17 protein-coding genes and 1 pseudogene are annotated in these 25,090 nt (G+C 73.8%); 8 read left to right on the forward strand and 10 right to left on the reverse strand.

The features are described 5' to 3' along the window. Positions 1-49: 49 nt before the first annotated feature. The 3 genes from ACFRU2_RS06660 to ACFRU2_RS06670 form a co-directional block, all read right to left on the reverse strand. Positions 50-1,306 carry a Tm-1-like ATP-binding domain-containing protein gene (locus ACFRU2_RS06660; protein ID WP_382968454.1) on the reverse strand — a complete coding sequence of 419 codons (1,257 nt, stop codon included), beginning with the start codon at positions 1,304-1,306 and terminating at the stop codon, positions 50-52. A 48-nt stretch (positions 1,307-1,354) separates the two neighbouring features. Then, complete coding sequence (locus tag ACFRU2_RS06665) at positions 1,355-1,831, reverse strand: NUDIX domain-containing protein (RefSeq protein WP_382968457.1); 477 nt, start codon at positions 1,829-1,831, stop codon at positions 1,355-1,357. A gap of 66 nt (positions 1,832-1,897) precedes the next feature. Further along, a complete protein-coding gene (locus ACFRU2_RS06670; protein ID WP_382968460.1) occupies positions 1,898-2,944 on the reverse strand; it encodes a cation diffusion facilitator family transporter in 1,047 nt (348 codons plus the stop codon). Positions 2,945-3,113: 169 nt separating this feature from the next. On the opposite strand from ACFRU2_RS06670, the gene ACFRU2_RS06675 reads away from it, so the two are divergent. From ACFRU2_RS06675 to ACFRU2_RS06685, 3 genes are read left to right on the forward strand one after another with little or no spacing between them, the layout of a single operon-like run. Continuing rightward, positions 3,114-5,459, forward strand: a complete 2,346-nt coding sequence (locus ACFRU2_RS06675; RefSeq protein WP_382968463.1) for an FHA domain-containing protein — start codon at positions 3,114-3,116, stop codon at positions 5,457-5,459. Positions 5,460-5,464: 5 nt separating this feature from the next. Further along, entirely contained in the window at positions 5,465-6,082 is a 618-nt protein-coding gene (locus ACFRU2_RS06680; RefSeq protein WP_382968465.1) for a hypothetical protein, read from the forward strand. Further along, positions 6,082-7,080, forward strand: coding sequence for a serine/threonine-protein kinase (locus tag ACFRU2_RS06685; RefSeq protein ID WP_382968468.1), 999 nt, complete (start codon positions 6,082-6,084; stop codon positions 7,078-7,080). The genes ACFRU2_RS06680 and ACFRU2_RS06685 overlap by 1 nt, the downstream gene beginning before the upstream one ends. Positions 7,081-7,129: 49 nt before the next feature. On the opposite strand, the gene ACFRU2_RS06690 is transcribed toward ACFRU2_RS06685, so the two are convergent. Together ACFRU2_RS06690 and ACFRU2_RS06695 are read right to left on the reverse strand one after the other, a co-directional pair. Continuing rightward, positions 7,130-7,516, reverse strand: a complete 387-nt coding sequence (locus ACFRU2_RS06690; protein WP_382968471.1) for a hypothetical protein — start codon at positions 7,514-7,516, stop codon at positions 7,130-7,132. Positions 7,517-7,688: 172 nt separating this feature from the next. Further along, entirely contained in the window at positions 7,689-8,990 is a 1,302-nt protein-coding gene (locus ACFRU2_RS06695) for a streptophobe family protein (RefSeq protein ID WP_382968474.1), read from the reverse strand. Positions 8,991-9,315: 325 nt separating this feature from the next. Between ACFRU2_RS06695 and ACFRU2_RS06700 the strand changes: the two are divergent. Beyond that, positions 9,316-10,608: pseudogene (locus ACFRU2_RS06700) on the forward strand (DUF6777 domain-containing protein); the annotation flags it as partial. A gap of 489 nt (positions 10,609-11,097) precedes the next feature. On the opposite strand, the gene ACFRU2_RS06705 reads toward ACFRU2_RS06700, so the two are convergent. Both ACFRU2_RS06705 and ACFRU2_RS06710 read right to left on the reverse strand, forming a co-directional pair. After that, a complete protein-coding gene (locus ACFRU2_RS06705; protein WP_382968477.1) occupies positions 11,098-12,036 on the reverse strand; it encodes a C40 family peptidase in 939 nt (312 codons plus the stop codon). Positions 12,037-12,065: 29 nt separating this feature from the next. Then, entirely contained in the window at positions 12,066-13,199 is a 1,134-nt protein-coding gene (locus ACFRU2_RS06710) for an SPFH domain-containing protein (protein WP_382968480.1), read from the reverse strand. A gap of 530 nt (positions 13,200-13,729) precedes the next feature. On the opposite strand from ACFRU2_RS06710, the gene ACFRU2_RS06715 reads away from it, so the two are divergent. Then, the gene (locus tag ACFRU2_RS06715; protein ID WP_382968482.1) at positions 13,730-15,880 is read left to right on the forward strand and encodes a SpoIIE family protein phosphatase; all 2,151 of its coding nucleotides are present in this window, start codon (positions 13,730-13,732) and stop codon (positions 15,878-15,880) included. Between the two features lie 94 nt (positions 15,881-15,974). On the opposite strand, the gene ACFRU2_RS06720 is transcribed toward ACFRU2_RS06715, so the two are convergent. After that, positions 15,975-16,199 carry a hypothetical protein gene (locus tag ACFRU2_RS06720; protein WP_382968484.1) on the reverse strand — a complete coding sequence of 75 codons (225 nt, stop codon included), beginning with the start codon at positions 16,197-16,199 and terminating at the stop codon, positions 15,975-15,977. Positions 16,200-16,255: 56 nt separating this feature from the next. On the opposite strand from ACFRU2_RS06720, the gene ACFRU2_RS06725 reads away from it, so the two are divergent. The 3 genes from ACFRU2_RS06725 (at position 16,256) to ACFRU2_RS06735 (ending at position 22,069) form a co-directional block, all read left to right on the forward strand. Further along, entirely contained in the window at positions 16,256-19,045 is a 2,790-nt protein-coding gene (locus tag ACFRU2_RS06725; protein ID WP_382968486.1) for a phosphodiester glycosidase family protein, read from the forward strand. Positions 19,046-19,129: 84 nt separating this feature from the next. After that, complete coding sequence (locus ACFRU2_RS06730; RefSeq protein ID WP_382968488.1) at positions 19,130-19,546, forward strand: VOC family protein; 417 nt, start codon at positions 19,130-19,132, stop codon at positions 19,544-19,546. Between the two features lie 132 nt (positions 19,547-19,678). Then, positions 19,679-22,069, forward strand: a complete 2,391-nt coding sequence (locus tag ACFRU2_RS06735; RefSeq protein ID WP_382968491.1) for an ATP-binding cassette domain-containing protein — start codon at positions 19,679-19,681, stop codon at positions 22,067-22,069. A 24-nt stretch (positions 22,070-22,093) separates the two neighbouring features. On the opposite strand, the gene ACFRU2_RS06740 is transcribed toward ACFRU2_RS06735, so the two are convergent. Together ACFRU2_RS06740 and modA are read right to left on the reverse strand one after the other, a co-directional pair. Next, on the reverse strand, positions 22,094-24,025 hold the full coding sequence (locus ACFRU2_RS06740; RefSeq protein WP_382968493.1) for an ABC transporter permease: 1,932 nt from the start codon (positions 24,023-24,025) through the stop codon (positions 22,094-22,096). A gap of 153 nt (positions 24,026-24,178) precedes the next feature. Continuing rightward, positions 24,179-24,994 (reverse strand): molybdate ABC transporter substrate-binding protein, encoded by an 816-nt coding sequence (gene modA, locus ACFRU2_RS06745; protein ID WP_382968496.1) that lies wholly within the window; start codon positions 24,992-24,994, stop codon positions 24,179-24,181. Positions 24,995-25,090 lie beyond the last annotated feature (96 nt).

Consider the following 25,090-nt stretch of genomic DNA (forward strand, 5'->3'; position numbering starts at 1 on the left):
CCTGGGACACATTTCCGCCACGGCCGGTTCCCTGTCCAGGGGTCGGGCGTCAGGCCGCCGCCGCCCGCGCCCCGATCATGGAGTGCAGCCGGTCGGCCGCCGCCCGCCCGAACTCCGGATCGTTGATGTGCGTGTCGTAGTCGTGGATCCGGGCGGCGCTGCCCCGCAGCCCGTCGCGCAGTGCCGAGAACAGCGCCCCGTCGGCGTCGGGGTCGTGGTAGGGCCCGCCGGGGGCGCCGAGCGTGGACAGTCCGCGCAGGGGTACGCAGACGGCCGTGGGGCCGGTGGCCGCACGGAGTTTGGCGGCGACCCGGCGGCCGAGTTCGGCGCACTCGGCCTCGGTCGTACGGATCACCGTGATCGAGGGGTTGTGGACGCGGACCCGGCGGTACCGGACCCGTTCGGGCAGGCTCTCCATCGGGCCGAACTTCACCATGTCCAGCGCCCCCAGGCTCACCACCTGCGGGATCCCGGCCCGCCCGGCGGCGCTGAGCCGGTCGGGCCCGGCGGTGAGGATGCCGCCGCACAGGTCGTCGGCGAGCTCGCTGAGGGTGAGGTCGAGGACACCCGCGAAGATGCCCTGGCCGGCCAGGGTCTCCAGGGTCCGGCCGCCGGTGCCGCTGACGTGGAAGACCAGTACCTCGTAGCCCAGTTCGGTCAGCCGTTCCCGGGCCGCGTCCACGCCGATCGTGGTCACGCCCGCCATGCTCGCCGCGATCAGCGGCCGGGGTCCCGAGCCCAGCAGGGCCGGCCGGTGCAACTCCGTGGCGGAGCGCGCGAAGGACTCGGCCATCCCGGCCACGGCCGCGACGGCATTGGCCAGGACCGGCGCCGAGATGCTGTTGATCCCCGCGATGTCCACGACGCTGTACATCATCGTGATGTCCGCCGATCCGACGTAAGGGGCCACGTCCCCGGACGCCATGGAGGAGACCATCACCTTCGGAACGCCGAGCGGCAGGGCGCGCATCGCCCGAGTGGCGATGGAGGTCCCGCCACTGCCCCCGATCGCGAGGACTCCGTGCAGCCGGCCCTCGGCGTGCAGGCGTAAGAGGGTCGCTTCCGCGCCCCGGGCCATCGTGGTCACGGCCGCACCCCGGTCGGCGGCCGCGCGCAGTTCGGACAGTTCCGTTCCCGCGGCCCGCGCAACCGCTTCGCGCGGTACGTCGGCGGGCACCCGGGGCTCGTTCATGATTCCTGTGTCGACCGTGATCACTTCGACGCCGGTGCGCAGCAGCCTCTCGCGCAGCCAGCCGTACTCCACACCCTTGGTGTCCAGGGTTCCCACCAGCACGACGTTCGTCATACGTGCAATGTCCATGCAGGTGGGGTTTGTTGGCAAGTAAAGGTCAGGTCAACCCTCTTTCGCCAGGAGATCCAACAGCCTTTCCAGGAACGGGATCTGAGCCACCACCAGCTTGGTCCTGGCCACGTCGGGAGCGAACCACGCCACCTGGTCCAGCTCGGGGAACTCCCCCGTCCGCCCCGACCTGGGCGGCCACTCCATGGTGAAGGTGCCGAACACCGCGAGGGCCGGATCCAGGTCCGCCCGCACCGCCCAGATGGTCACCAGCTTCCCGCTGGTCATCCGCACCTCGCCCAGCGGCAGGTACGGACCCTCCGGCGGCGGCAGCCCGAGCTCCTCCTCGAACTCCCGGCGGGCGGCGTCGCGCGGGGTCTCCTCGGGCCCGTACTCGCCCTTCGGGATGGCCCAGGCGCCCGCGTCGCGGCGCTCCCAGAGCGGGCCGCCCATGTGGCCGAGCAGGACCTCCACCCCGGCCCCGGGATTCTGGCGGAACAGGAGCAGTCCGGCGCTGCGCTTCGCGGTCATGGGCCCATCCCTACCCCGTCCGGGCGCGGCTCAGGCAGCGGTTCGGGCAGCGGCCCGGGCCGGGGCTCAGTGGTCGTGCGGGCCCTGGCGGTGGACCGGGCCGTGGGCGTCCGCACAGTGCGCGTCGGCCGACCGGTCCTCGCCGGGGCGGCCCACGGTGAGGAAGGAGTCCTGCGCGTGGTCCACCTGGAGGGTGGTGTGCGTGATCCCGTACTCCTTCGCGAGCAGGGCCTCCAGGTCCCGGCGTACGGCGTGGCAGTCGCCCTCCGGGGCCACCAGCACGTGCGCGGACAGCGCGGCCTGACCGGAGGTGATGGTCCAGATGTGCAGGTCGTGGACCTCCGTGACCGGCGGCTGGCCGACCAGCCGGTCGCCGACCGTGTCCGGGTCCACGTGGGCCGGGGCGGCCTCGAGCAGGATCCGGCCGGACTCGCGGACCAGCCCGTAGCCCGCCTTGACCATCAGGACCACCACGACGAGCGAGGCGATCGAGTCGGCCTGCCGGAACCCGGTGGTGAGCACGATGAGACCGGCGACGGCGGTGCCGATGAAGGCGAACAGGTCGTTGAGGATGTGCTGGTAGGCGCCCTCGACGGCCAGGGAGGTGCGGTTCGCCTTCGAGATGCACCAGGCCGCCGCGATGTTGACGACGATGCCCGCCAGCGCCGTCACCAGCACCAGCCCGCCCTCCACGGGCGGCGGATCCAGCAGCCGTCGTACGGCCTCGTACGCCAGCCAGACCGCGAGCAGCAGCAGGGTGAGGCCGTTGGCCTGTGCGGAAAGTATCTCCGCACGCTTGAGGCCGTACGTGAAACCACCGCGCGCCGGCCTCGCCGCCAGCCGCATCGCGATCAGCGCGAGGACGATCGAGACGGCGTCCGTCAGCATGTGCGCGGCGTCGGAGATCAGGGCCAGGGAGTGCGCCAGGACGCCGACGACCACCTCGATGGCCATGAAGCCCGTGATCAGGCCGAGGGCGATGCCGAGCCAGCGCCGGTCCGCGTCGGCGGCGACCCCGTGGCTGTGCCCCGCGTGACCGTGGCCTCCGTGGCCTTCGTGAGCGGTGGTGCCGGCGGTGTCGTGGTCGTGGGGCGCGTGATCGTGCGCGCTCATGGTGTCCCCCGTGAGTCGTGGCGAATCGCTCGCGCGTTCCGCTTCGCCTGAAGTGAAGCGCACCTCGACACTATGGGCAAAGGCTGCAACGGGGACCGTTGTCATTACCCATAACGTCGGTCTGACCTGCGGTTATGCCGGGTGCGCCGGATCGTGGGAAAATCGCCCCATGGCCCAGCGCCCCGGTGTGCCGAACGCGCCAGAGCTCCTCCTGGAAACGGACAGGGGTTCCACCGCGATGAGCCCCCGCCGGACGTACCACGTCGGCCGGGACCCCCTCTGCGAGATCTGCCTCGACGACGCCCGCGTCTCCTGGCACCACGCGATCCTGCGTCCGGACGGCGACCACTGGACGCTGGAGGACGAGGACAGCACCAACGGAACGTGGGTCGACGGACACCGCGTCCGCGAGTGGGCGGTCGGCGTCGGCAGCGAACTGCGCTTCGGCAGCGCCGCCGACGGACCGCGCGTCCGCTTCGCCGAACCCGCCGCAGCCGGGCCCTCCTCGGTCTCCCGCCCGGACATGACCACCACCTTCCGGCGGCCGACCTCGGTCCGCCCGCTGGCCCCCCAGGCCGCCGTCCGCATCGGCCGCGCCCCCGACAACGACTTCGTCATCGACGACCTCGTCGTCTCCCGCCACCACGCCGAACTGCGCGCCCGCCCCGACGGCAGGTACGAGATCGCGGACCTCGGCAGCCACAACGGCACGTACCTCAACGGCGCCCGTCTCGGCGGGGCCGCCGCCATCGGCGAGGGCGACATCGTCGGCATCGGCCACTCCGCCTTCTGCCTGGTCGGCGACCAGCTCCAGGAGTACGTGGACACCGGCGAGGTCTCCCTCGACGTGCAGGACCTGCGCGTGGCCGTCGACAACGGCCGCAAGATCCTCCTCGACGGCGTCTCCTTCCCCGTCGGCGCCACCACCCTGCTCGCGGTGGTCGGCCCCAGCGGCGCCGGCAAGTCCACCCTGCTCGGCGCGCTGACCGGCCTGCGCCCGGCCGACCACGGCACGGTCCTCTACGACGGCCGCGACCTCTACCGGGACTACGCCGAGCTGCGCAGCCGCATCGGCCTCGTCCCGCAGGACGACATCCTGCACGCCCAGCTCACCGTGCGCCGCGCCCTCGCCTACGCCGCCGAGCTGCGCTTCCCGCAGGACACCGCCAAGGCCGAACGCGAGGCCCGGGTCGACGAGGTGATCGGCGAACTCGGCCTCCAGCAGCGCGCCGACCAGCCCATCCACAGCCTCTCCGGCGGCCAGCGCAAGCGGGTTTCCGTAGCCCTGGAACTGCTGACCAAGCCCTCCCTGCTCTTCCTGGACGAACCCACCTCCGGGCTCGACCCGGGCATGGACCGCTCGGTGATGAACATGCTGCGCGGCCTCGCCGACGACGGCCGCACGGTCATCGTCGTCACCCACAGCGTGCTCAACCTGAGCGTCTGCGACCGCCTCCTGGTCCTCGCGCCCGGCGGCCGCATCGCGTACTACGGGCCTCCGGACGAGGCGCTCGGCTTCTTCGGCTTCGAGCAGTGGCCCGAGGCCTTCGAAGCCTTCGAGAACGAACGCGAGCGCGACTGGGCCGGGGAGCACCGCGCCTCGCCGCTGCACCGCCGCTACGTCGACGTCGCCGGCCGGGTTTCGCTCGCGGGCCCCGGCGACCGGGCCGCGGGCGTCGCACCCAAGCCTCCGCCCAAGGCCCAGAGCTGGGGTTCGCAGCTCTCCACCCTGATCCGCCGGTACGCCGCCGTGCTCAGCGCCGACCGCACCTTCCTGATCATCATGGTCGCCCTGCCGTTCGTCATGGGAGCCATGGCCCGGGCCCTGGCCGGGAGTGAACTCACCGCGGAGACGGCGCTCAACGCCCTGTTCATCCTGTGCGTGGGCGGGGTCCTGACCGGAGCCGCCAACGCCGTCCGCGAACTGGTCAAGGAACGCGTCATCTACCAGCGCGAACGCGCCGTGGGGCTCTCCCGGTCGGCCTACCTGATGTCCAAGGTGGTGGTCCTCGGCGCCATCACCATCGGCCAGGCGGTGGTCCTCACCCTCGTCGGCCTCGCCGGGGTCAAGACCAACGCCCCCGGCGGCAAGGGCCTCTTCCTGCCCCCGCTGATCGAGATCACCTTCGTCGTCGCCCTGCTGTCCGTCACCGCCATGGTGCTCGGACTGCTGATCTCCGCCCTGGTGAGCAAGGAAGAGGTCACCATGCCGCTGCTGGTCCTGCTCACCATCGTGCAGGTCGTCTTCTGCGGCTCCCTGCTGAAACTCACCGGGGTCCCCGTCATCGAACAGTTCGCCTGGTTCGTGCCGGCCCGCTGGGCCATGGGAGCGATGGCGGCCACCATCGACCTCGGCGCCATCGTGCCCGGCAAGATCACCCAGGACCCGATGTTCGACCACAAGCCCCGCCTGTGGGTCACGGAGGTGGCGGCGCTCATCGGACTGGCCGTGCTGTTCGCCGTACTCGTGGGCCGGGTGCTGCGCCGCCACGAGCCCGCCATCATGCGGAAGTAGCCGCGATGACCAGCCCCGGCCAAGCCGCGGACTTCCGGCCCACCCACATCGTTCCGCAGGACGGACTCCCCGCATGGGAGACCCCGGACCTGTCCCGCCCGACGGCGGCGCTCGACGCCTTCCTCCCCGTACGGCTGCTCTCCCGGCGCGGGGAATGGGGGGAGATCCTGTGCGCCAACGGATGGTCCGCGTGGGTCGACGGACGCCTGCTGCTCGCCGTGCCGCAGCCCCCGCCGACGGGCGGGCGTCCGCTGACGCGCGTCGAGGACCCGCAGCCGCTGCTCACGCGGTGCGCCGAGGAACTGGAACGCTACCGGCGGGCCGTCACCGACCTCGCCTCCGGGCGGCTCGACCCCGAATCCTTCCGCCGGTCCCTGCGGGGACTGCGCGTCGGCGTCGTGGTCGACGGGGAGTCCGTGTGGCTCTTCGACGAGACGGCGGGACGATGGATGTACGGGGACGGGAGCCGCCTGGCCACCTACGCGGTCGTCGCGGGACCCGGTGCCCCGCCCGTGCCGCAGACGCCGCCGCCGGAAGCCGACACCGAGGGCCGTGGCGACGTACGAGACGTTCCGCACGAGCCCACGAAGATCGTGGATCTGCCCCGGCCGGAGGCGGGCTGATGGGCTCCGATCCGGCTGCGGAGCCGTTCCGCGGGCGGGAGTCCGACCTGCGGGGGCGGCAGATCGCCGGGTACGTGGTGGAGGCGGAGATCGGACGCGGGGGGATGGCGGTCGTCTACCGCGCGCACGACGTACGGCTGGACCGGACGGTCGCCCTGAAGCTCCTCGCGCCCGAACTGGCGCGCAACGACGTCTTCCGGAAGCGGTTCGCGCACGAGTCGAAGGTGGCGGCGGCCATCGACCACCCGCACATCGTGCCCGTCTTCGAGGCGGGGGAGACCGACGGGATGCTGTACATCGCCATGCGGTACGTGCCCGGCCAGGACCTGCGGGCCATGCTGGACCGGACGGGCCCGCTGCCCGTGGAGGCGGCGGCCCGGATCGCCGGCCAGGTCGCCTCGGCCCTGGACGCGGCGCACGCCCACGACCTGGTGCACCGGGACGTAAAGCCCGGCAACATCCTCGTCGCGGGCGGCACCGACAGCGAACACCCCGAGCACGTCTACCTGACCGACTTCGGGCTGACGAAGAAGTCGCTGTCGCTGACCGGGTTCACGAGCGTCGGGCAGTTCGTCGGGACCCTGGACTACGTGGCGCCCGAGCAGATCGCAGGCAAGCCGGTCGACGGCCGGTGCGACGTCTACAGCCTGGGGTGCGTGGTCTACGAGACCCTGGCCGGCGGCCCGCCCTTCGAGCGCGACGACGACATGGCGCTGCTCTGGGCCCACCAGTACGATCCGCCACCGGCGGTGTCCTCGCGGCGGGAAGGCCTTCCGCCGGGGGTGGACGAGGTGCTGGCCCGGGCCCTCGCGAAGGCGCCCGAGGACCGGTGGGGGAGCTGCCTGGAGTTCACGGGGGCGCTGCGGCACGCGGGTGCGGGGGAGGGCGCGGGCCCCGGGGCGGCGGCCTTCGTCCGTGCGCCCGACCGTATGCCCGCCCGGGCGGCCTCCGACGGGCCGCCGCCACCGCCGCCCAGGTGGGCGCTGCCGGTGTTCTAGTCCTCGTTCTGGCCCTGGTGCTGGCTCTGGCGGGCTCTGGCCCTGGGTCCTAGTCCTGGTCGGGCGAGGGCGCGCACACGACGTGGGCCGTGACCTCGGCGTGTGCGGCCGAGGCGTACCAGCCCTTGCGGCCGTCCGCGTCGACGACGGGGTGGGAGGCCAGGACGGTGTGCCGGAGGGTGCCGTCGCGGCCGTGGTCCCAGTGGGTGGTGGAGTACCCGCCGGACTGCACGGCCGTGCCGCGGGGACAGAACACCCTGCTGACGGACACCGCCTGCGCCGAGGAGTCCTTGCGGCCGGTATCGCCGGAGAGGTGGCGGGCGCCGGGGCCGGTCGCCTGCGTGGGCAGGGCGGTGGAGAGGGTCAGGGCCAGTGCGGAGAGGGCGATCAGGCCAGCGGCGTGAAGCGGCCGGAACAGGCCTTTGGTCATGTTCACGGAGACGAGCGTGTCATGCGGAAACGATCCCCCGATGAGCCGATATGCGTCTGTTCACTCGAACGGCGCAACGGGTGGTCGGGGTGGGCGGCCGGTGCGGGCGGCCTGGTCAGCGGGGCAGGGGGCAGGGGGGGGCAGGGGGCAGCGATCCGCGGGGCAGAGGGGCAGAGGGTCAGCGGGCGGCGGGACCGGCCGGCTCGGCGGGGGTCCGGCGGCCGGGTTCGCGCCGGCGGCGGGGGAACAGGGCGCCCAGGAAACCCGCCACGGCGCCCGCGAGGAAGGCGAGCCCGACCGTGCGCCAGAGCAGCGGACGCAGTTCCACGGTGCCGCTGAGGTCGTCGACGTCGCCGAGGCCCAGCAGGGTGAGGCCGAACTGGGCCTGGATCCGGGCCAGCAGGCAGACCACCAGGGTGGCCAGGGCCAGGGCGACGGCCAGGTGGAGGGCGTGCTGCCAGGGACGGACGTGTGCGGGCGAGCGGGCGGCGGCCAGGGCGCCGGCGGCGAGCAGGAGGACGACGGCCAGCACGACGAGCCACCACGCCCGGGAGTCCCGCTCGGCGAGCGAGGCCACGTCGATGGTGGACAGGTCCGAGGCCGCGCCGGAGTCCCGGCCGGTGACGCGCAGCACCTCGTCCAGGACCTTGGGTACGGGCAGCCCGAACGGTCCCTCGGCCTTGCCCTCCCAGGCTCCGCCGAAGCCGAGGGTCAGGGCGGGCCAGACCAGGTTGGGCAGGCCCAGCAGGATCACGGCCAGGGTGCGGTCCGCGTGCCCCTGGGTCCCCGCCACGACCAGGCCGACGCCGATCCCGACGACGACGTACGCGAGGAGCAGCGCGACCACGGCGAAGGCCGCGGGCCGCACCGCCGCGTGGAAGCGGACCAGTCCCGTCGGGAGCGGTGCGCGCCGGGACACCAGCAGGGAGACCAGCAACAGGCCCAGGATCCACAGCAGTCCGTAGCCCAGGCTGGCGGGGATCGCGGCCTCGAATCCCACCGTCGGGCCCGCGTCGAGGACTTCGCCGATGTCGCCGAGGACCGAATCGCCGGTGGAGACCGCGAAGTTCTGGCGGGACAGCAGGGCGACTCCGGTCAGCGCCGCCAGCCAGAGGAGCACCAAGGGCACGGCACGGGCGAGGAGTTCGCGCACGCCCGCCACGGCACGGTTGTGCAGGGGGCGCAGGAAGAGCCAGCCGGCGGTCAGCGCGCCGGCCAGGCTGACGGAGAGGGGGAGTACGGACAGGCTCGCGTCGGCCCCCGCCAGGAAGCCGGCCCCGCCCGTCACCTCGACCGACCCGCCCGCGGCCATCAGGACGACGGCGGCCACGACGTGCGGGAACGCGCCGCCGGGCAGATCGCCGGCGCCGGCGAGGGCGAGCCCCGCGGCGGCGACGACGGCCATCACCACGAAGCCTGCGAGGACCGCGACCAGGGCGTCGCGCCAGGCTCGCGCGGCCGGTGCCGTTGGAGGGCTCACCCTGCCACCGTAGGCAGCTCCGCTTGCGGCCACCACCCGGACGGCGCACACAATGGTCGCCAGGAGTGCACGAAATCCGGAGATTTCCGCTGATGACCCGCAGAAGTTCCATAACGGAACGTTCACGGAGGAAGCACGGAGCAGCAACCGACGGGTCCGCAGCGGAACGTCCACAGGGGACCGGAACCCCTCCGCCTGGGAAGAAGAGCCCGTGACCACACAACCCTCCGGCCAGCAGCCGCCGTGGCCGACACAGCCGTCACAGCCGCCCTCGCAGCCGCCGTCGTCGTCGTCCGGGCGCCCCACGGGCCCGCCGTCCGGTCCCCTGTCCGGGGGCCGGGAAGGGCCTCCGCCACCTCCGCCGCCGGCCCCTCCCGGAGGATCCGGGAGCGGGGTGCCCCCCGGGCCCCCCGAGCCCCCGCACAAGCCCTGGTGGCGCTCCGTACCCCGGCTCGCCACCACGATCGTCGCCCTCGCCGCCGCCGTGACCCTGGCCGTCGTCCTGACCAGGCCCAGCGGGGGCGGGGGTACCACCACCTCCGCGGGCAACGAGGTCTTCCTGCAGCCCGCGGCGGCCTCCGGGCCCGACCCCTTCACCGAGTCCACGGCGGCCAAGCAGGCCACGGCGCCGCCCGAGAGCCCGCCGCCCTCGACGCCGGACAAGAAGCCCGAATCCAAGCCGCCGGAGAAGCCCGCGTCGTCCGCGGCGACCACGACCACCCGCAGCGTCAGCGGCGCCTCGCCCGAGCTGTACGGGGGCACGCCGAACGTGCCCGCCTGTGACGTCGAGAAGCAGATCCGGGTCCTCTCGGCGCAGCCCGCCAAGAACGCGGCCTTCGCCTCGTCGCTCGGCATCCAGCCGACGGCCGTGCCGTCGTACCTGCGCTCCCTCACCCCGGTCCAGCTCCGGGTGGACACCAGGGTCACCAACCACGGCTACGTGGACGGCCGCTCCACCAGCTACCAGTCGGTGCTCCAGGCCGGGACCGCCGTGCTCGTGGACGACCGGGGTGTGCCGCGGGTGCGGTGCGCCTGCGGGAACCCGCTGGGGCCGCCGGTGGCGCTGAAGGCCAACCCGAAGCGGTTCGGGCAGCCTTGGACCTCGTACCAGCCCTCGCGGGTCGTGGTCATCGCGCCGTCCGTGACCATCGTGAACAAGTTCGTGATCTACGACTACGGCAACAGCCGCTGGTACGAGCGTGACCGGGGCCACCACCAGGGCCGCCACGACCGGCCGATCCCGCCGCCGGTGATCCCGACCCCGATCTTCACCACCCCGCCGCCGTCGCCGACGTTCACGTCGCCGACCCCGACCTTCACTTCGCCGTCCCCGACGGGCACTTCGCCCTCGCCGACGGGCACCTCCCCGTCGCCGACATCGCCGTCCCCGTCGGTGTCGCCGTCCGAGTCCTCGTCCGAGTCGCCGTCTCAGTCCCCGTCCGAGTCCCCGTCGGAGTCCCCGTCGGTCTCGCCTTCGGAGTCGGTCTCGGAGTCACCGTCCGAGTCACCGTCGAAGTCCCCCTCCGAGTCGCCTTCGGAGTCCGTGTCGGCGTCGGTGACCGGGTCGGAGTCGCCCTCGGAGTCACCGTCCGAGTCGCCGTCCGTCTCGCCCTCCGTCTCGCCGTCCAAGTCGGCCTCCACTTCCCCGTCCGCGAGCCGGACGTCGCCGGCGCCGACCCCGTCGCCCTCGAAGAGTGCGGTGGCGCCGACGCCCTCGAAGAGCGTGGTGAGGCCGGAGCCCCCCGCGACCTCGGCGCGGCCCGAGCCGCCGAAGGCGACGCCCCCGCCGCTGATCTCGCAGGAGCCCGAAGTCCAGCCCCCGCCGCCCCCGCCGCCGACCCAGGCGCCCCCGCCGCCGCCCCCGCCCCCGCCGCCGACCCAGGCGCCCCCGCCGCCGCCTCCGCCCCCGCCGCCGGCCACCTCACTGGCCCCGCCGCCGCCCCCGCCCTCCCCGGTCGGGCCCGGAGACGACACCGACCAGGGTTCGGACGGAGGCCCGGCCGGTAACAACAACCAGTAGAACCCCGCCCGACACGCAGACCTCCCCGAGGGCCGATGGCCCTCGGGGAGGTCTGGTGCTTGCCGTGTCCCGGCCCTGCGGACGCTGCTAGCGGACGCGGCCGTACAGGTTCGGGTTGTACGCGCTGAAGCTGGAGACGCGGACCTGCTTGCCCGGGCGGGGGGCCTCGATGTACTTGCCGTCGCCGAGGTAGATGGCGACGTGGTGGATGCCCGAGGTGCTGCCGTTCGAGGTCCAGAACACCAGGTCCCCGCGGCGCAGCTCGGAGCGGGAGATCGGGGTGGTGGCCCGGTACTGGTCGGAGGCCACGCGGGGGAGGGTGATCCCCGCGGAGCGGTACGCGGCCTGGACCAGACCCGAGCAGTCCCAGCCGCGGGGGCCGTTGCCGCCCCAGACGTACGGGTCGCCGAGGTGGCTGTTGGCGAAGGAGATGGCGCCCTCCGTGCCCTGGCGGATGGGCGTTCCGGAGGAGCCCGAAGAGCCGGAGGAGCCCGAGGAACCGGACGAGCCGGAGCCGGAACCGCCCGAGCCGGAGCCGGAGCCGCCGGCGAAGCGCTCGTACTTGTCCTTGTGCTGGGTCCAGCGCCACCAGCCGGTGGAGTCCTTGTACCAGTACACGCGGTCCGTCGCGTCCCAGCCCGCGCGGCCGCGGAAGGTCGGCTCGGAGGTGCGTACGGAGGAGGACGAGGAGGAGGACGAGGAGGAAGAAGAGGAGGAGGAAGAGGCGGAGGAACCGCCGCTGTTCGCCACGTACTTGCTGTAGTGCTGGGTCCAGCGCCACCAGCCGGTCGCGTCCTTGTACCAGTACTTCGAACCGTCCCAGCCGGCGTGCGCCGGGGCCGGCTCTGCGGATGCGGTGCCCACTCCGGTGCCCATCAGCAGCGTGGCGCCGACGGCCGCGACCACGGCGCCGCGCAGGGTGCAGCGGCGGCGGGTCGCGGCGGCCGTCATGGCCGTCGTGCCGCGTGCGCAGCCGGTGCAGTCACAGCTGTCGGGTATTTCTTCGGTGAACTCGGGCGTGCGCATGCATGATTCCTTTTCCATCGGGGGTGTTGTCAACGCGCGTCGGCGGCAGGGCCGCGCGCCGTGTAGAAGGCCACGGTCAAGTCCTTGACCAGGGCCTTGCGTTCGTAGTCGTCCAGGCTCACGAGCCCGCGGTCCGACATCCGGTGAACGGTGTCGTCGACGGCGTCGAGCACGGAGGTGAGGACGGAGTCCCGGTGCCGCGCGTCGATCGAGGCCACCCGGCGGCGCTGCATCGCGGCGGCGACCTCGGGGGCGTACTCGACGTGCAGCGGCCGGGCGGAGAAGACCTCGACGCCGACGGCCTTGCACTCGGCGGCGAGCAGCCGGGTCAGCTCGTCGCCGACGGCCTCGGTGTCCCGCAGGGTTTCCGGTGCGTCCGGCTCCGGGCCGAAGGAGTCGGCGGGCATCCGGGAGAGCACCCGGGCGGTCGCGGATTCCACCTGTCCGCGCAGGTAAGCGGTGTGGTCGTCGACCGCCAGCAACGCGCGGGCGGTGTCCCTGACCCGCCATACGACGAGGACGACGGACCGCAGCGCGGTGCCTTCGGAGTCGACGACGCAGAGCGGCTCGCTGCGCCAGTGGCGCAGCCGGACGTCGACGCGGGTGTGGCGGGGCAACGGGTTGGACCAGATGAGGCCGGTACGCCGGATCGTGCCGCGGTAGCGGCCGAACAGGGTCAGCGACCAGGCCTGGCCGGTGCGGCCGCGCCGCAGTCCGCAGAGCGCGGCGAGCGCGAGGAGCGCGCAGCACGCGACGACGGCCAGGGGCCAGGCCTCGGCGGGGGAGGCGGAGGGGCGGAGCTCCTCGAACCGCGCGAGGACGGCGGCGCCGCCCGCGGCGAGCGCGGCGATGAGCAGGGCCCACCAGCCGGAACAGGCCCGCGCGGGGTGTTCGGTGAGCTCGGGGTCGAGCACGGCGGGCAGGGTCCGGGGGTGGGCCGGAGCCGCCGTGGCCGGAGGGGCGGGCCGGGGTATCGCCGCGCGGACGGGGGCCTGCCGAAGGGTGTCCGGGTCCCCCGGCGCGGGGTCGGACCGGCGGGGTCCGGCGGGGACGCCCGGGCCACCCGGGCCGTCGGGGCCCGCGGCGGTCGTGGCGCGGGATTCGCCCGGTCCCTCGTCACGGAAGAGCGGCCCGAGGACGAGCGGATCCCGGTACGGACGCACGACCAGACTCCCGCGCCCGGTACGGGCCCCGTGCCCGGAGGCCGGACCGGAGCCGGAGCCGGAGCCGGAGCCGGAACCGGAGTCGGAGTCGGAGTCGGTGAGAGGGGCGGATATGTGTCCGGGGGTCTGGGTCCCGTCCTCCGTCCTTTCCGCCCCTCCCCTCGGTATTCCGGCCGGTTCTCCGGTCGTCTTCGGCGCTTGCGACAAGCCACACCCCACACAGCCGTGGGCGTCAACGACCCCGTTCCGGGGGGTTCCTGACGCCAGCAAAGATGATCATGAACGGATCGATCTTCGCGAGATCGTACAAGTCGCCTATTCGGCGAAAGTCACGACAGGCCGGGACTTTGGTCCTTTTTCGTCCTGCTGTCCGGCGTCCAGGGGTGCCACTAGCGCACAAGGGGAGCGGGGCCCGTTCGACACGCCGCACCCGTCCTTCGCGTACCGCGAACCCGCGCCCTTGCCGGGGTACCGTCCCGGCAGGCTCCAGTGCACCGGCACGGACCGGCGAAGAGTGAGACCCTGAAGGTGTGGCCGAAAGGGGAGTGACCCCCCAGGTCGAGTGGCCTGCCCGGACGGACACGAGCCTCGCGCTCAACCACATGGGCACCTTCGACTGGGACCTCGACAGCGGGCAGATGTTCCTGGACACCACCGCCCTCGAGGTCCTCGACCTGCGCCCCGAGGAGTTCACCGGCACCCCCGCCGGACTGCGGGCCCGCCTCGCGCCCGGCGAAGAGGCCCGGCTCGACGCGCGGGTCGCCCAGGCGCTGAAGGCCGGACACAGTCATTACGGGGCCTACGTACGCAGCCGCGACCGCGAAGGCGCCCCGGGCTGGACCCATGTCCAGGGCCGCATCCTGCGGGACCCGCAGGGGCGTCCGTACCGGATCATCGGGATCCTCCGCGACGCCGTCCACGACCCCGGCGAGCCCGGCGCGGCCGGTGAGCGCGACGAGGGCCGGCGCCGCATGACCGGGGTCATCGAGCGCACCACGGCGATCCTGGCGCACGCCCGCACCGTCAACGACGTCACCGACGTCCTCAAGGACCCCGAGGCCCTCGGCCACCTCGGCGCGGTCAGCGTCATGCTCGGCGTGGTCGACGGCGGCCGCATCCACCTGGTCGCGGAGGGGCAGCTCGGGGCGTACGTACCGGAGACCGAGTACACGCGGATCGACGCGCCGCTGCCGATGAGCGAGGCGGTACGGACCCTGCTGCCGGTCTACCTGGCCTCCCGCGAGGAGTTCCAGCGCCGCTACCCGGACCTGTGGCCGTACATCGAGCCGCTGGCGGTCCGCAGCGGGGTCTACCTGCCGCTGATCGCCCAGGGCCGGCCCGTCGGCGCGCTCGGACTGCTCTACACGCGGGAGGGCGACTTCGACGCCGAGGAGCGCAACGTGCTGATGGCCCTCGGCAGCGGCATCGCGCAGAGCCTCCAGCGGGCCATCCTCTTCGAGCAGGAGCACGACCTCGCCGAGGGACTCCAGACGGCCATGCTGCCGCGCCGGATCCCGGAGGTGGCGGGCGCGCAGATCGCCGTGCGGTACCGGGCCGCCCGGATGGGGCGGGACATCGGCGGCGACTGGTACGACGTGGTCCCCCTCGGCGAGGGCCGGGTCGGCGTGATGATCGGCGACGTGGAGGGCCACGACACGGACGCCGCCGCCGTCATGGGCCAGCTGCGCATCGCGCTGCGCGCGTACATCGCCGAGGGCCACACGCCCGGCGCGGCCATGGCGCGGGCCTCGGCCTTCCTGCGGGACCTGGAGACGGAACGCTTCGCCACGTGCACGTACGCCGACATCGACCTCACCAGCGGGATGGCCCGGCTGGTCCGTGCCGGGCACCTCGACCCCGTGGTGCGGCGCGGCGACGGGAATTGCCACCGGGTGCAGGTGGCGGGCGGGCTGCCGCTGGGCCTGCCGGTGCGCGAGCAGGGTGCGCCCGGTGCGGGTGCCTCCGGCGGCGGACCGGGTGCTTCAGGCGACCCGGGTGGTTCCGGCGCCGCCGGTACGGGATACCCCGTCACCAGCCTCGAACTGCACCCCGGGGACACCCTGCTGCTGTGCACGGACGGTCTGACCGAACGGCCCGGCGGCGACCCCGACACGGGTCTGCACGAGCTCATGGAGGCGGTCCGGGACGGACCTGCGGACGTGGAGGAGCTCGCCGACCTGCTGTGCGACCTGGTCGGGGACTCGGGCGGCGGGGACGACATGGCCCTGCTCCTGCTGCGCCGGCGCGGCACCCCGCTCCCGCGCGGCGGCGGCCCGCTGCGCCACCGCCTCACCCCCGGGGACCCGGACGCCCCGGCGATGGCCCGCCACCTGATCCGGGCCGCCGCCGCGGCATGGGGTGCGTGGGAGCAGGCCGACGAGATCGAGCTGGCGGCGGACGAGCTGATGACCAACGCACTGGTCCACACGGACGGTGTCGGCGGGGTCAGCATGCGGCTGACCCCGGAGGGCCGGATCCGGATCGAGGTGGAGGACACCAGCAGCGCGCTGCCCCGGCGCCGGGAGGCCGACGACTGGGCGGTGTCGGGGCGCGGCCTGATGCTGGTGGACCGGCTCGCGGATTCCTGGGGCGTGGAGCCTCGGGGCGGCGGGAAGTGCGTGTGGTGCGAGTTCGCCGTCCAGTCTCCCGCCCTCCCGTCCCGGGAGCCCGGCGCCGTGTAGGCGCGCGGGGCCGCCGGGGGCGGGCGGCGCTGAGCGGGAGCCGGGCCGGAACGGGGGTGGGTGGGTTGGGTGGGTTGACGGGTTACTCGGCCGCCTACGGGCGGCCCGGGCCCTGCGCGGCCTTGGCGATCTGCATCGCCGTCAGCCCGCGCACGAAGCGGATCGCGAGGACGGAGGACGTGAGCAGCACCACCCCGTACCCGGCGGCGGCGGTGGCCGCCGTCGCGAGCCCCCCGGGCGGGCGCAGCAGAGCGAGGGGCTCCGGGCGATCGCCGGGACGGCTTCGCGGGGCCGGTGGGGGCGAATGGCTGATAGTCACCGGACTCGCGCTGTGTTCATGTGCTTATACGTGCGGGGTTGGCCGATCCTGCCTGGATGTCCCCCCTGCGCCCGCTGTTGCCCGTCATGCTGCCGGCCCTGCTCACCGTGCTGCTCGTGGCCCCGGCGCCCTCGCCGGCCCACGCCTCCGGGCACGGCAAGGGCGAGGGGATCGAGACGGCCCGTACCGCCCGGCAGATCGCCCCCGGGGTGCGGCTGGAGTCGTACGACCGGCTCGAAGCCGACCGGTGGCTGCGCATCGACGAACTCGACGTGCAGTTGGCGGGTGCGGGTGCGGGTGCGGGTGCGGGTGCGGGTACAGGCGCGGGCGCGGGCTCCGGCGTGCGTGTGGAGTACCTCGGCGGCCGCGGGCTCGCCACCGTCTCCGACTCCGCCGCCCGCCACCCCGCCGGGCCGGGCCGCCGCGTGGTCGCCGCCGTGAACGGCGACTTCTTCGACATCCGGGGTACGGGCGCCCCGCTCGGCCCAGGCATCGGCGCCGGACGGCTGCTGCACGCGGCTTCGCCCGGCGCAGGACAGGCCGTCGGATTCGGCGCCGGCGGGCCGGGCCGGGTGCTCCGCCTGATCCTCGACGGGAGCGTCACCCTGCCCGGTGGCGCGGTCCGCCCGCTCGCCGGTTTCAACACCGCGCGGCCGCCCGCCGAGGGCTTCGCCGCCTACACCGCCGACTGGCCGGCGGACGGACTCCCCGCGTCCGGACCGGCGGTGGAGCTGCGCGACGGCCGGGTCGCGGCCGTGCGCGCGGCGGTACGCCGTCCCGCGCGCCGGGAGCGTCCCGCACCCGGGACCACCCTGCTGGTCGCGGCGGGCACGGCGGCGCCGGAACTCGCCGCCCTGCGCCCCGGCGACGCGGTCGCCGTGGCGGCCCGGCCGGTGCCGGTCGGGGGCGGGCCGCTCCCGGCGAGCGCGGTCGGCGGCCGGGAGGCGCTCGTGGTGGCCGGGGTCCCGCAGAACCACGACGGCGAGCCGAACAACGCGGCCGCGCCGCGCACCGCCGTCGGCTTCTCCCGCGACGGCCGCCGGGCCCGCCTGGTCACCGTCGACGGCCGCCAACGCGACAGCGGAGGCCTGACCCTGACGGCGCTCGGCCGGCTGATGCACCGTCTCGGCGCCCACGAGGCCCTCAACCTGGACGGCGGCGGCTCCTCGACCCTGCTCGCGGCGCTGACCGGGGAGGCGGCCCTGACCGTGGAGAACTCCCCGTCCGACGGCCGCCGTCGCCCGGTCCCCAACGGCCTGGTCCTGACCGCCCCGGCCGGCACCGGGCGCGCCACCGGCTACCGGATCGAGCCCGTCGGCGGCGCGGCGCGCGCCTTCCCCGGCCTGACCCGGACCCTCAGGGCCACCCCCTACGACGCGCAGCTCGGCCCGGTGCCCGCGCAGCCGACGCCTCCGGGATGGTCCCTCCCGGCGGGCCGGGGCCGGATCGATTCCGGCGGGGCCCTGCGTGCGTCGGGCCCCGGTCCGGTGGAGGTGCGGGCAGGCCTCGGCGCGGCGAGCGGGGCGCTCCGCCTCGACGTGCTCGGGGAGCCGACCCGGGTCCGGGCCGTGCCGGAGCGGATCGGGCTCGCGGAGGAAGGGGAGACCGCGCGCTTCGTCCTGACCGGGTACGACGCGCAGGGCGCCGCCGCGGTGGTCGAACCCCGTGACGTGGAGCTCGACTTCGACCGTTCCCGGTGGCAGGTGGCCGACGACGGGCAGGGCGGATTCACGGTGACCGCCCGAGTCCCGAACGCGACGGGTGAACTGCGCGCCACGGCGCGCGGCATCCAGGCCCGGCTGGCGCTCGGGGTGGGCCTGTCGGACGTGCCGCTCGCGGATCTGGAGGACGCCGCCCGCTGGACCGGTTCCGGCGCCGCGGCCGGGGTGGGCCGGACCGGCCGGGGGCTCGCCCTCGCACCGCCCGCCGGGGGCGGTACTGCCGCGGCGACCCCGCCCCGTCCCCTCCGGGTCCCCGAGCTGGCCCGCTCGCTCTCCTTCTGGGTGAACGGCGACGGTTCCGGGGCCCGGCCCGCAGTGGAACTCGCCGACGGCGAGGGGGCCGCCGTCATCCTGCGCGGGCCCGCCGTGGACTGGACCGGCTGGCGGGAGATCGACCTGCCGCTCCCGGCGATGGCGGAGCGCCCGTTCGCCGTGACCCGGCTCGCGGCCACCGCCCCCACTGCCGCCCGCGCCAAGGCCCGTACGGGAGGCGCGGCCAAGGATCCGGTCAAGCCCGTCGCCCCGCGGCTGCTGCTGGACACCCTGGCGGCGCGGACGCCGCCGACCGGGGTGGTCCGTACCGCCGACGCTCCCGATCCGATCGTGGCCACGGCGGCCCGGGTGGACGCCCGGCCCTGGCGGTTCGCGGTCGCCCCCGCCGGTGCCCGGCCGGCCTCGGCCTCGGCCCGGACCGCGGCCGTCGACTTCGCACTGACCGGCACCGGCCGCCCGGCCTTCGTGCACCGGGGCGTACGGTTCCTGCCGCTCGGCTCCACGCGCCCCACCCTCGCCGGCGGCGGGCTGGAGCGGATCAAGGCCCTGCGCGCGGCCCTCGCGACGGCCGCCCGGGAGCCGGGCACGGGTGCGCTGGCCGTCGTGGAGCCGTACGCACCGCAGGCCGTCGACCGCAAGGAGGCCGCCCTGCGCCTGCGCCTCCTGGCGGAGTTCCGCCGGGCCACCGGCAAGCGGGCCGTGGTCCTCACCGTCGGCGCTCCCCGCTTCGCGGCCGGCCGGACGGAGGGCGTGCTCACGGTGGCGGCCCCGCGCACCGGCCGCACCGTGATCGGCGCCGACGCCTTCGCCGCGGGCGACTGGCTCTCCGTCCTGCCGGCCGCAGGCCGGTGAACCCGTGAACCCGTGAACCGTGAACCGTGAACCGGTCAGGAACGGAGAAGCCCCGGCCGCCCACCCGCCCGTAGCGTGAAACCCATGGATATCAACCTTTCGCAGTGCTTCATCGCCGTCGACGACCACGACACGGCGATCCCCTTCTACCGGGACGTCCTCGGTCTCGAAGTCCGGGGCGACGTCGGCTTCGAGGGCATGCGCTGGGTGACCCTCGGGTCGCCCGCGCAGCCCGACGTGGACATCGTCCTCGAACCGCCCGTCGCCAACCCCAACGCCTCGTCCGAAGACCGCGAGGCCATGACGGAACTGCTGGCCAAGGGCCTGCTGCGCGGTGTCATCTTCAGCACCGACGACTGCGACGCCACCTTCGAACGCATCCGGGCCGCCGGCGGCGAGGTGCTCCAGGAGCCGATCGACCAGCCCTACGGCGTCCGCGACTGCGCCTTCCGCGACCCCGCCGGCAACATGCTCCGGTTCCACCAGCCGCGCAAGCGCTGAGATCCACCGCCCCTCTTACCTGGTGCCGCCCCCGGAGCACACCGCCGATCGGGTAGACAGGGGAGCGTTGCCGCGACCGCGCAGGCGGCGCCGCCCGACGGAGCGGCGTCAGCCCGACAGTATGGAGACACGATGAGCAAGGTCACGAGGACGGACGCGCAGTCCCCCGAGCCGCACGCCGCCGACGTCCACGACCTGATCCGCGTACACGGTGCGCGGGTGAACAACCTCAAGGACGTCAGCGTCGAGATCCCCAAGCGACGGCTCACGGTCTTCACCGGCGTGTCCGGCTCGGGCAAGAGCTCCCTGGTGTTCGACACGATCGCCGCCGAGTCGCAGCGGCTGATCAACGAGACCTACAGCACCTTCGTCCAGGGCTTCATGCCGACCCTGGCACGGCCCGAGGTGGACGTCCTCGACGGGCTGACCACCGTGATCACCGTCGACCAGCAGCGGATGGGCGCCGACCCCCGCTCGACGGTGGGCACCGCCACCGACGCGAACGCGATGCTGCGCATCCTCTTCAGCCGGCTCGGCAAGCCGCACATCGGCTCGGCCAAGGCCTTCTCCTTCAACGTGGCCTCGATCAGCGGGGCCGGCGCCGTCACCATCGAGCGCGCCGGGCAGACCGTGAAGGAGAAGCGCAGCTTCAGCATCACCGGCGGCATGTGCCCGCGCTGCGAGGGCCGGGGCTCGGTCAACGACATCGACCTCACCGCGCTGTACGACGACACCAAGTCGCTGAGCGAGGGCGCCCTCACCATCCCCGGCTACACGATGGAGGGCTGGTACGGCCGCATCTACGCAGGCTCCGGCTTCTTCGACATGGACAAGCCGATCCGCAAGTACACCAAGCGCGAGCTGCACGACCTGCTCCACAAGGAGCCGACCAAGGTCAAGTTCGACGGGATCAACCTCACCTTCGAGGGGATCATCCCCAAGCTCCAGAAGTCGATGCTGTCCAAGGACGTCGAGGGGCTGCAGCCGCACGTCAGGGCGTTCGTGAAGCGCGCGGTGACCTTCAGTGTCTGTCCCGACTGCGCGGGCACCCGGCTCAACGCGGGCGCCCGGTCCTCGAAGATCAAGAAGATCAGCATCGCCGACGCCTGCGCGATGCAGATCAGCGACCTGGCGAAATGGGTCCGCGACCTCGACGAGCCCTCGGTGGGACCGCTCCTCGCCACACTGCGCCAGACCCTCGACTCGTTCGTGGAGATCGGGCTGGGCTACCTCTCCCTGGACCGGCCCTCGGGCACGCTCTCGGGCGGCGAGTCCCAGCGCGTCAAGATGATCCGCCACCTCGGCTCCTCGCTCACCGACGTCACCTACGTCTTCGACGAGCCCACCGTCGGCCTGCACCCCCACGACATCCAGCAGATGAACGGCCTCCTGCTGCGGCTGCGCGACAAGGGCAACACGGTGCTCGTCGTGGAGCACAAGCCGGAGACGATCGCCATCGCCGACCACGTCGTCGACCTCGGCCCCGGCGCGGGCCAAGGCGGCGGCACCATCTGCTTCGAGGGCACCGTCGAGGGGCTGCGCGCGGGCGACACCATCACGGGCCGGCACTTCGGCGACCGCGCGAGCCTCAAGGAGACGGTGCGCGAGCCCAACGGAAAGCTGGAGATCCGCGGAGCGAAGACGCACAACCTGCGGGGCGTCGACGTCGACGTACCGCTCGGGGTGCTCGTCGTGGTCACCGGCGTCGCCGGCTCCGGCAAGAGCTCGCTCGTCCACGGCTCGATCCCGGTGACCGAGGGCGTGATCTCGGTGGACCAGGGGGCGATCCGGGGTTCCCGCCGGAGCAACCCGGCGACGTACACCGGCCTGCTCGACCCGATCCGCAAGGCCTTCGCCAAGGCCAACGGCGTCAAGCCGGCCCTGTTCAGCGCCAACTCCGAGGGCGCCTGCCCCGCCTGCAACGGCGCCGGGGTCATCTACATGGACCTGGCGATGATGGCCGGCGTCTCCACCACCTGCGAGGAGTGCGAGGGCAAGCGCTTCCACGCCTCGGTCCTGGAACACCACCTCGGCGGCCGCGACATCAGCGAGGTTCTCGCGATGCCGGTCACCGAAGCGGCAGAGTTCTTCGGCGCCGGCGAGGCGCGCACCCCGGCCGCCCACAAGATCCTGGAGCGGCTCGCGGACGTGGGCCTGGGCTACCTCAGCCTCGGTCAGCCGCTGACCACCCTCTCCGGCGGTGAGCGGCAGCGGCTCAAGCTGGCCACGCACATGGCGGACAAGGGCGGGGTCTACGTACTCGACGAGCCGACCGCGGGCCTGCACCTCGCCGACGTCGAGCAGCTCCTCGGCCTCCTCGACCGCCTCGTCGACTCGGGCAAGTCGGTGATCGTCGTCGAACACCACCAGGCGGTCATGGCGCACGCCGACTGGATCATCGACCTCGGCCCCGGAGCCGGCCACGACGGCGGCCGGATCGTCTTCGAGGGCACCCCCACCGCCCTGGTCGAAGGCCGCACCACCCTCACCGGCGAGCACCTGGCCACCTACGTGGGCGCCTAGGGCCGTACTCCGGGGCGGGGTGCCCTAGAGCCGTACGAGGGTGACCTCGGTCGCCTTCACGCTGGTCCACACCGCGGCGCCGTCGACGAGTCCCAGCTCGGCGGCGGCCTCGGGGGTGATCTCCGCGACGAGGTCGGGTGCCTGGTCCGAGCCGACGAGCACGCGTAGGCGGCTGCCGACCGAGGTGATCTCCCGTACGGTGCCGGGCCATACGTTACGAGGGCTGCCGCCCGGGCGGTCCCGGTGCACCGATACCGCCTCGGGGCCGATGATGGCGAGCGCCTGCGCGCCCACGGGCAGCGCCTCGGCCACCACCAGGCGGCCCCCGGCGGCGAGTTCCAGCCCGTCGGCCGAGGCCGTGCCGGGCCAGGCGTTGCGCCCCAGCATCCGGGCCACCCACGGGGAGCGCGGGTGCCGGGTCACCTCGGAGGGCGGAGCGTCCTGCAGGGTCCGCCCGTCGGAGAGTACGAGGACCCGGTCGGCCAGGGACACCGCCTCGACGGGGTCGTGCGTGACGATGAGGCAGACCCCGCCGAAGCCGGCCAGATGGGTGCGCAGGGTGTGCCGGACATGGGCGCGGGTCGTCTGGTCCAGGGCGGCGAGCGGCTCGTCGAGCAGCAGCAGCCGGGGCCGGGCGGCCAGCGCGCGGGCCAGCGCCACCCGCTGGGCTTGCCCGCCGGACAGCTGGGCGGGCTTGCGGTGGGCGAGGTGCCCGACGCCGAGCCGGTCCAGCCAGGCCTGCGCCTCGGCCCGGGCCACGGCCCGGGGCACCCGGCGGGCGCGCAGCCCGTAGGAGGTGTTGGCGAGCGCGCTCAGGTGCGGGAACAGCGCCCCGTCCTGGGGGACCCAGGCGACGTGGCGCCGGTGCGGGGGCAGGCCGGTCACATCGGCGTCGCCGAGCCGGAGCTCGGCGTGGGCGCGGGGGGTCAGGCCGAGCAGGGCGCGCAGCAGGGTGGTCTTGCCGGCGCCGTTCTCGCCGACGACGGCGATGGTGGTGCCGGGTTCGGCGTCGAGGGTGAGTTCGTTGAAACCGGTCACGGTGGCGCGCAGCGGCCAGTGCCCGCCGTCGGCCGGGGACCCGGGCGGTACGGGGCCCACGGGCTCCGTACCGGCGGCTTCCTCGGCGACCACCGGCGCACCGGGGTCCTTGCGGGCGACGGGGGTTCCCGTCCACCTCCCGCGCAGGGCGATGAGTACGGCCATGGCGATCACGAGCAGCAGCAGGGACACCGAGGTGGCGGCTTCGGGCTGGTCCTGGAGCAGCAGGTAGACCTGGAGCGGCAGGGTCTGGGTGGTGCCCGGAAGGTTGCCGGCGAAGGTGATCGTGGCGCCGAACTCGCCGAGCGCCCGCGCCCAGGTCAGCGCGGCTCCGGCGATCAGGCCCGGGGCCACCATCGGCAGCGTCACGGTGAAGAACACGCGCAGCGGCGTGGAACCGAGGGAGGCTGCGGTCTCCTCGTAGCTCGGCCGGAGCCCGGCGAGGGCGCCCTCCAGGCTGATCACGAGGAAGGGCATCGCGACGAAGGTGGCCGCGACGACCGCACCGGAGGTGTGGAAGGGCAGCGTGATGCCGAAGGTGCCCTCCAGCCAGGGTCCGAGCAGCCCGCGCCGGCCGAAGCCGAGCAGCAGGGCCACACCGCCGACCGTGGGCGGCAGCACCATGGGCAGCAGGACCAGCGAACGCACCAGAGCCTTGCCCTTGAACTCGACGCGGGCCAGCAGCCAGGCGAGCGGCACCCCGAGGAGGAGGGAGAAGCCGAGCGCCCACAGGGACACGATCAGCGAGAGCCGGAGCGCCTCGACCACACCGGGGCTGGTGAGGTGCGCGCCGAGATCGCTCCAGTGGGTGCGGGTGAGGATGCCGACGAGCGGCATCAGCAGGAACGCCACGGCGAGCAGCGCGGGGAGCGCCAGAGCCACGGGGGGCCGGGCGCGGCGGGTACGGAGTCTGCTCATGTGGGTTCCTGGCCGGGGATGTCGGGACGCCGCCGGGGACGTCGGGACGCCCCGGGCGGCGTGTGAAGCGTAGTGCGGCGGGAGGCAAACGGAGAGGGACCGCCCGTCCCCCCGGACCGGGCGGTCCCTCTCCGTCACCGGACCGTCAGCCGGTTACGGCTTCTGGAAGCCCGCGTCCTGGAGGATCTTCTGGGCCTCCGGGGTGGTCAGCCACGCCACGAACGCAGCTGCGGCCTCGGCGTTCTTGGAGCCCTTGAGCGAGGCGGCCGGGTACGAGGCCACGGCGTTCTCGGCGTCCGGGATCTCCACGACGGCGACCTTGTCACCGGACTTGAGGGTGTCGGTCTTGTAGACGAGACCGGCGTCGGCCTCGCCCAGCTCGACCTTGCTCAGCACGGCGCGGACGTTGGGCTCCTGGGAGACCGGCTTCACCTCGATCTTCTGGGCGTCGAGGATCTGCTTGCTGTAGCGGCCGACCGGGACCTCGGGCGCGGCCAGCACGACCTTGATCTTGGTGTCGGCGAGGTCCTTGAGGCCGGCGATCTTGAACGGGTTGTCCTTGCCGGTGGCGATGACCAGACGGTTCTTGGCGATGATCGCCGGGTCGTTGGTCTCGGCCAGCAGACCCGTCATGGTCTTGGTGTCGGCGGTGACCAGCGCGTCGGCCGGGGCGCCCTGCTTGACCTGGGCGGCGAGCTCCTGCGAACCGGCGAAGGAGAAGGTGATCTTGGTGCCCGGGTGCGCCTTCTCGTACGCCGCGCCGGCGGTCTTGAAGACGTCGGTGAGGGAAGAGGCGGCGAGGACCGTCAGATTTGCGGCCTTGGGCTCGGCGGACGCGGAGGCGCTCGGGGAGGCGGCCGCGTCCTTCTTGTCGTCGCTGCTGCCGCAGGCGGCGAGCGCCGGCACGAGCAGGGCGGCGGAGAGGGCGAGCGCGGCGGTGCGGCGGTTCAGGGGCAGGATCGGGGACATGAGCTGGTGCTCCTCGGTCGGGTCGGCGGCCGGCCTGGTGCCGGATGCGCGCGGTGGTGACCCGCGCCGGTGACGGGCGGAGCGGGTGGGGACGCG

It is taken from the genome of Streptomyces sp. NPDC056883 (genome assembly GCF_042788835.1).
Classification (GTDB): Bacteria; Actinomycetota; Actinomycetes; order Streptomycetales; family Streptomycetaceae; genus Streptomyces; species Streptomyces stoeckheimensis.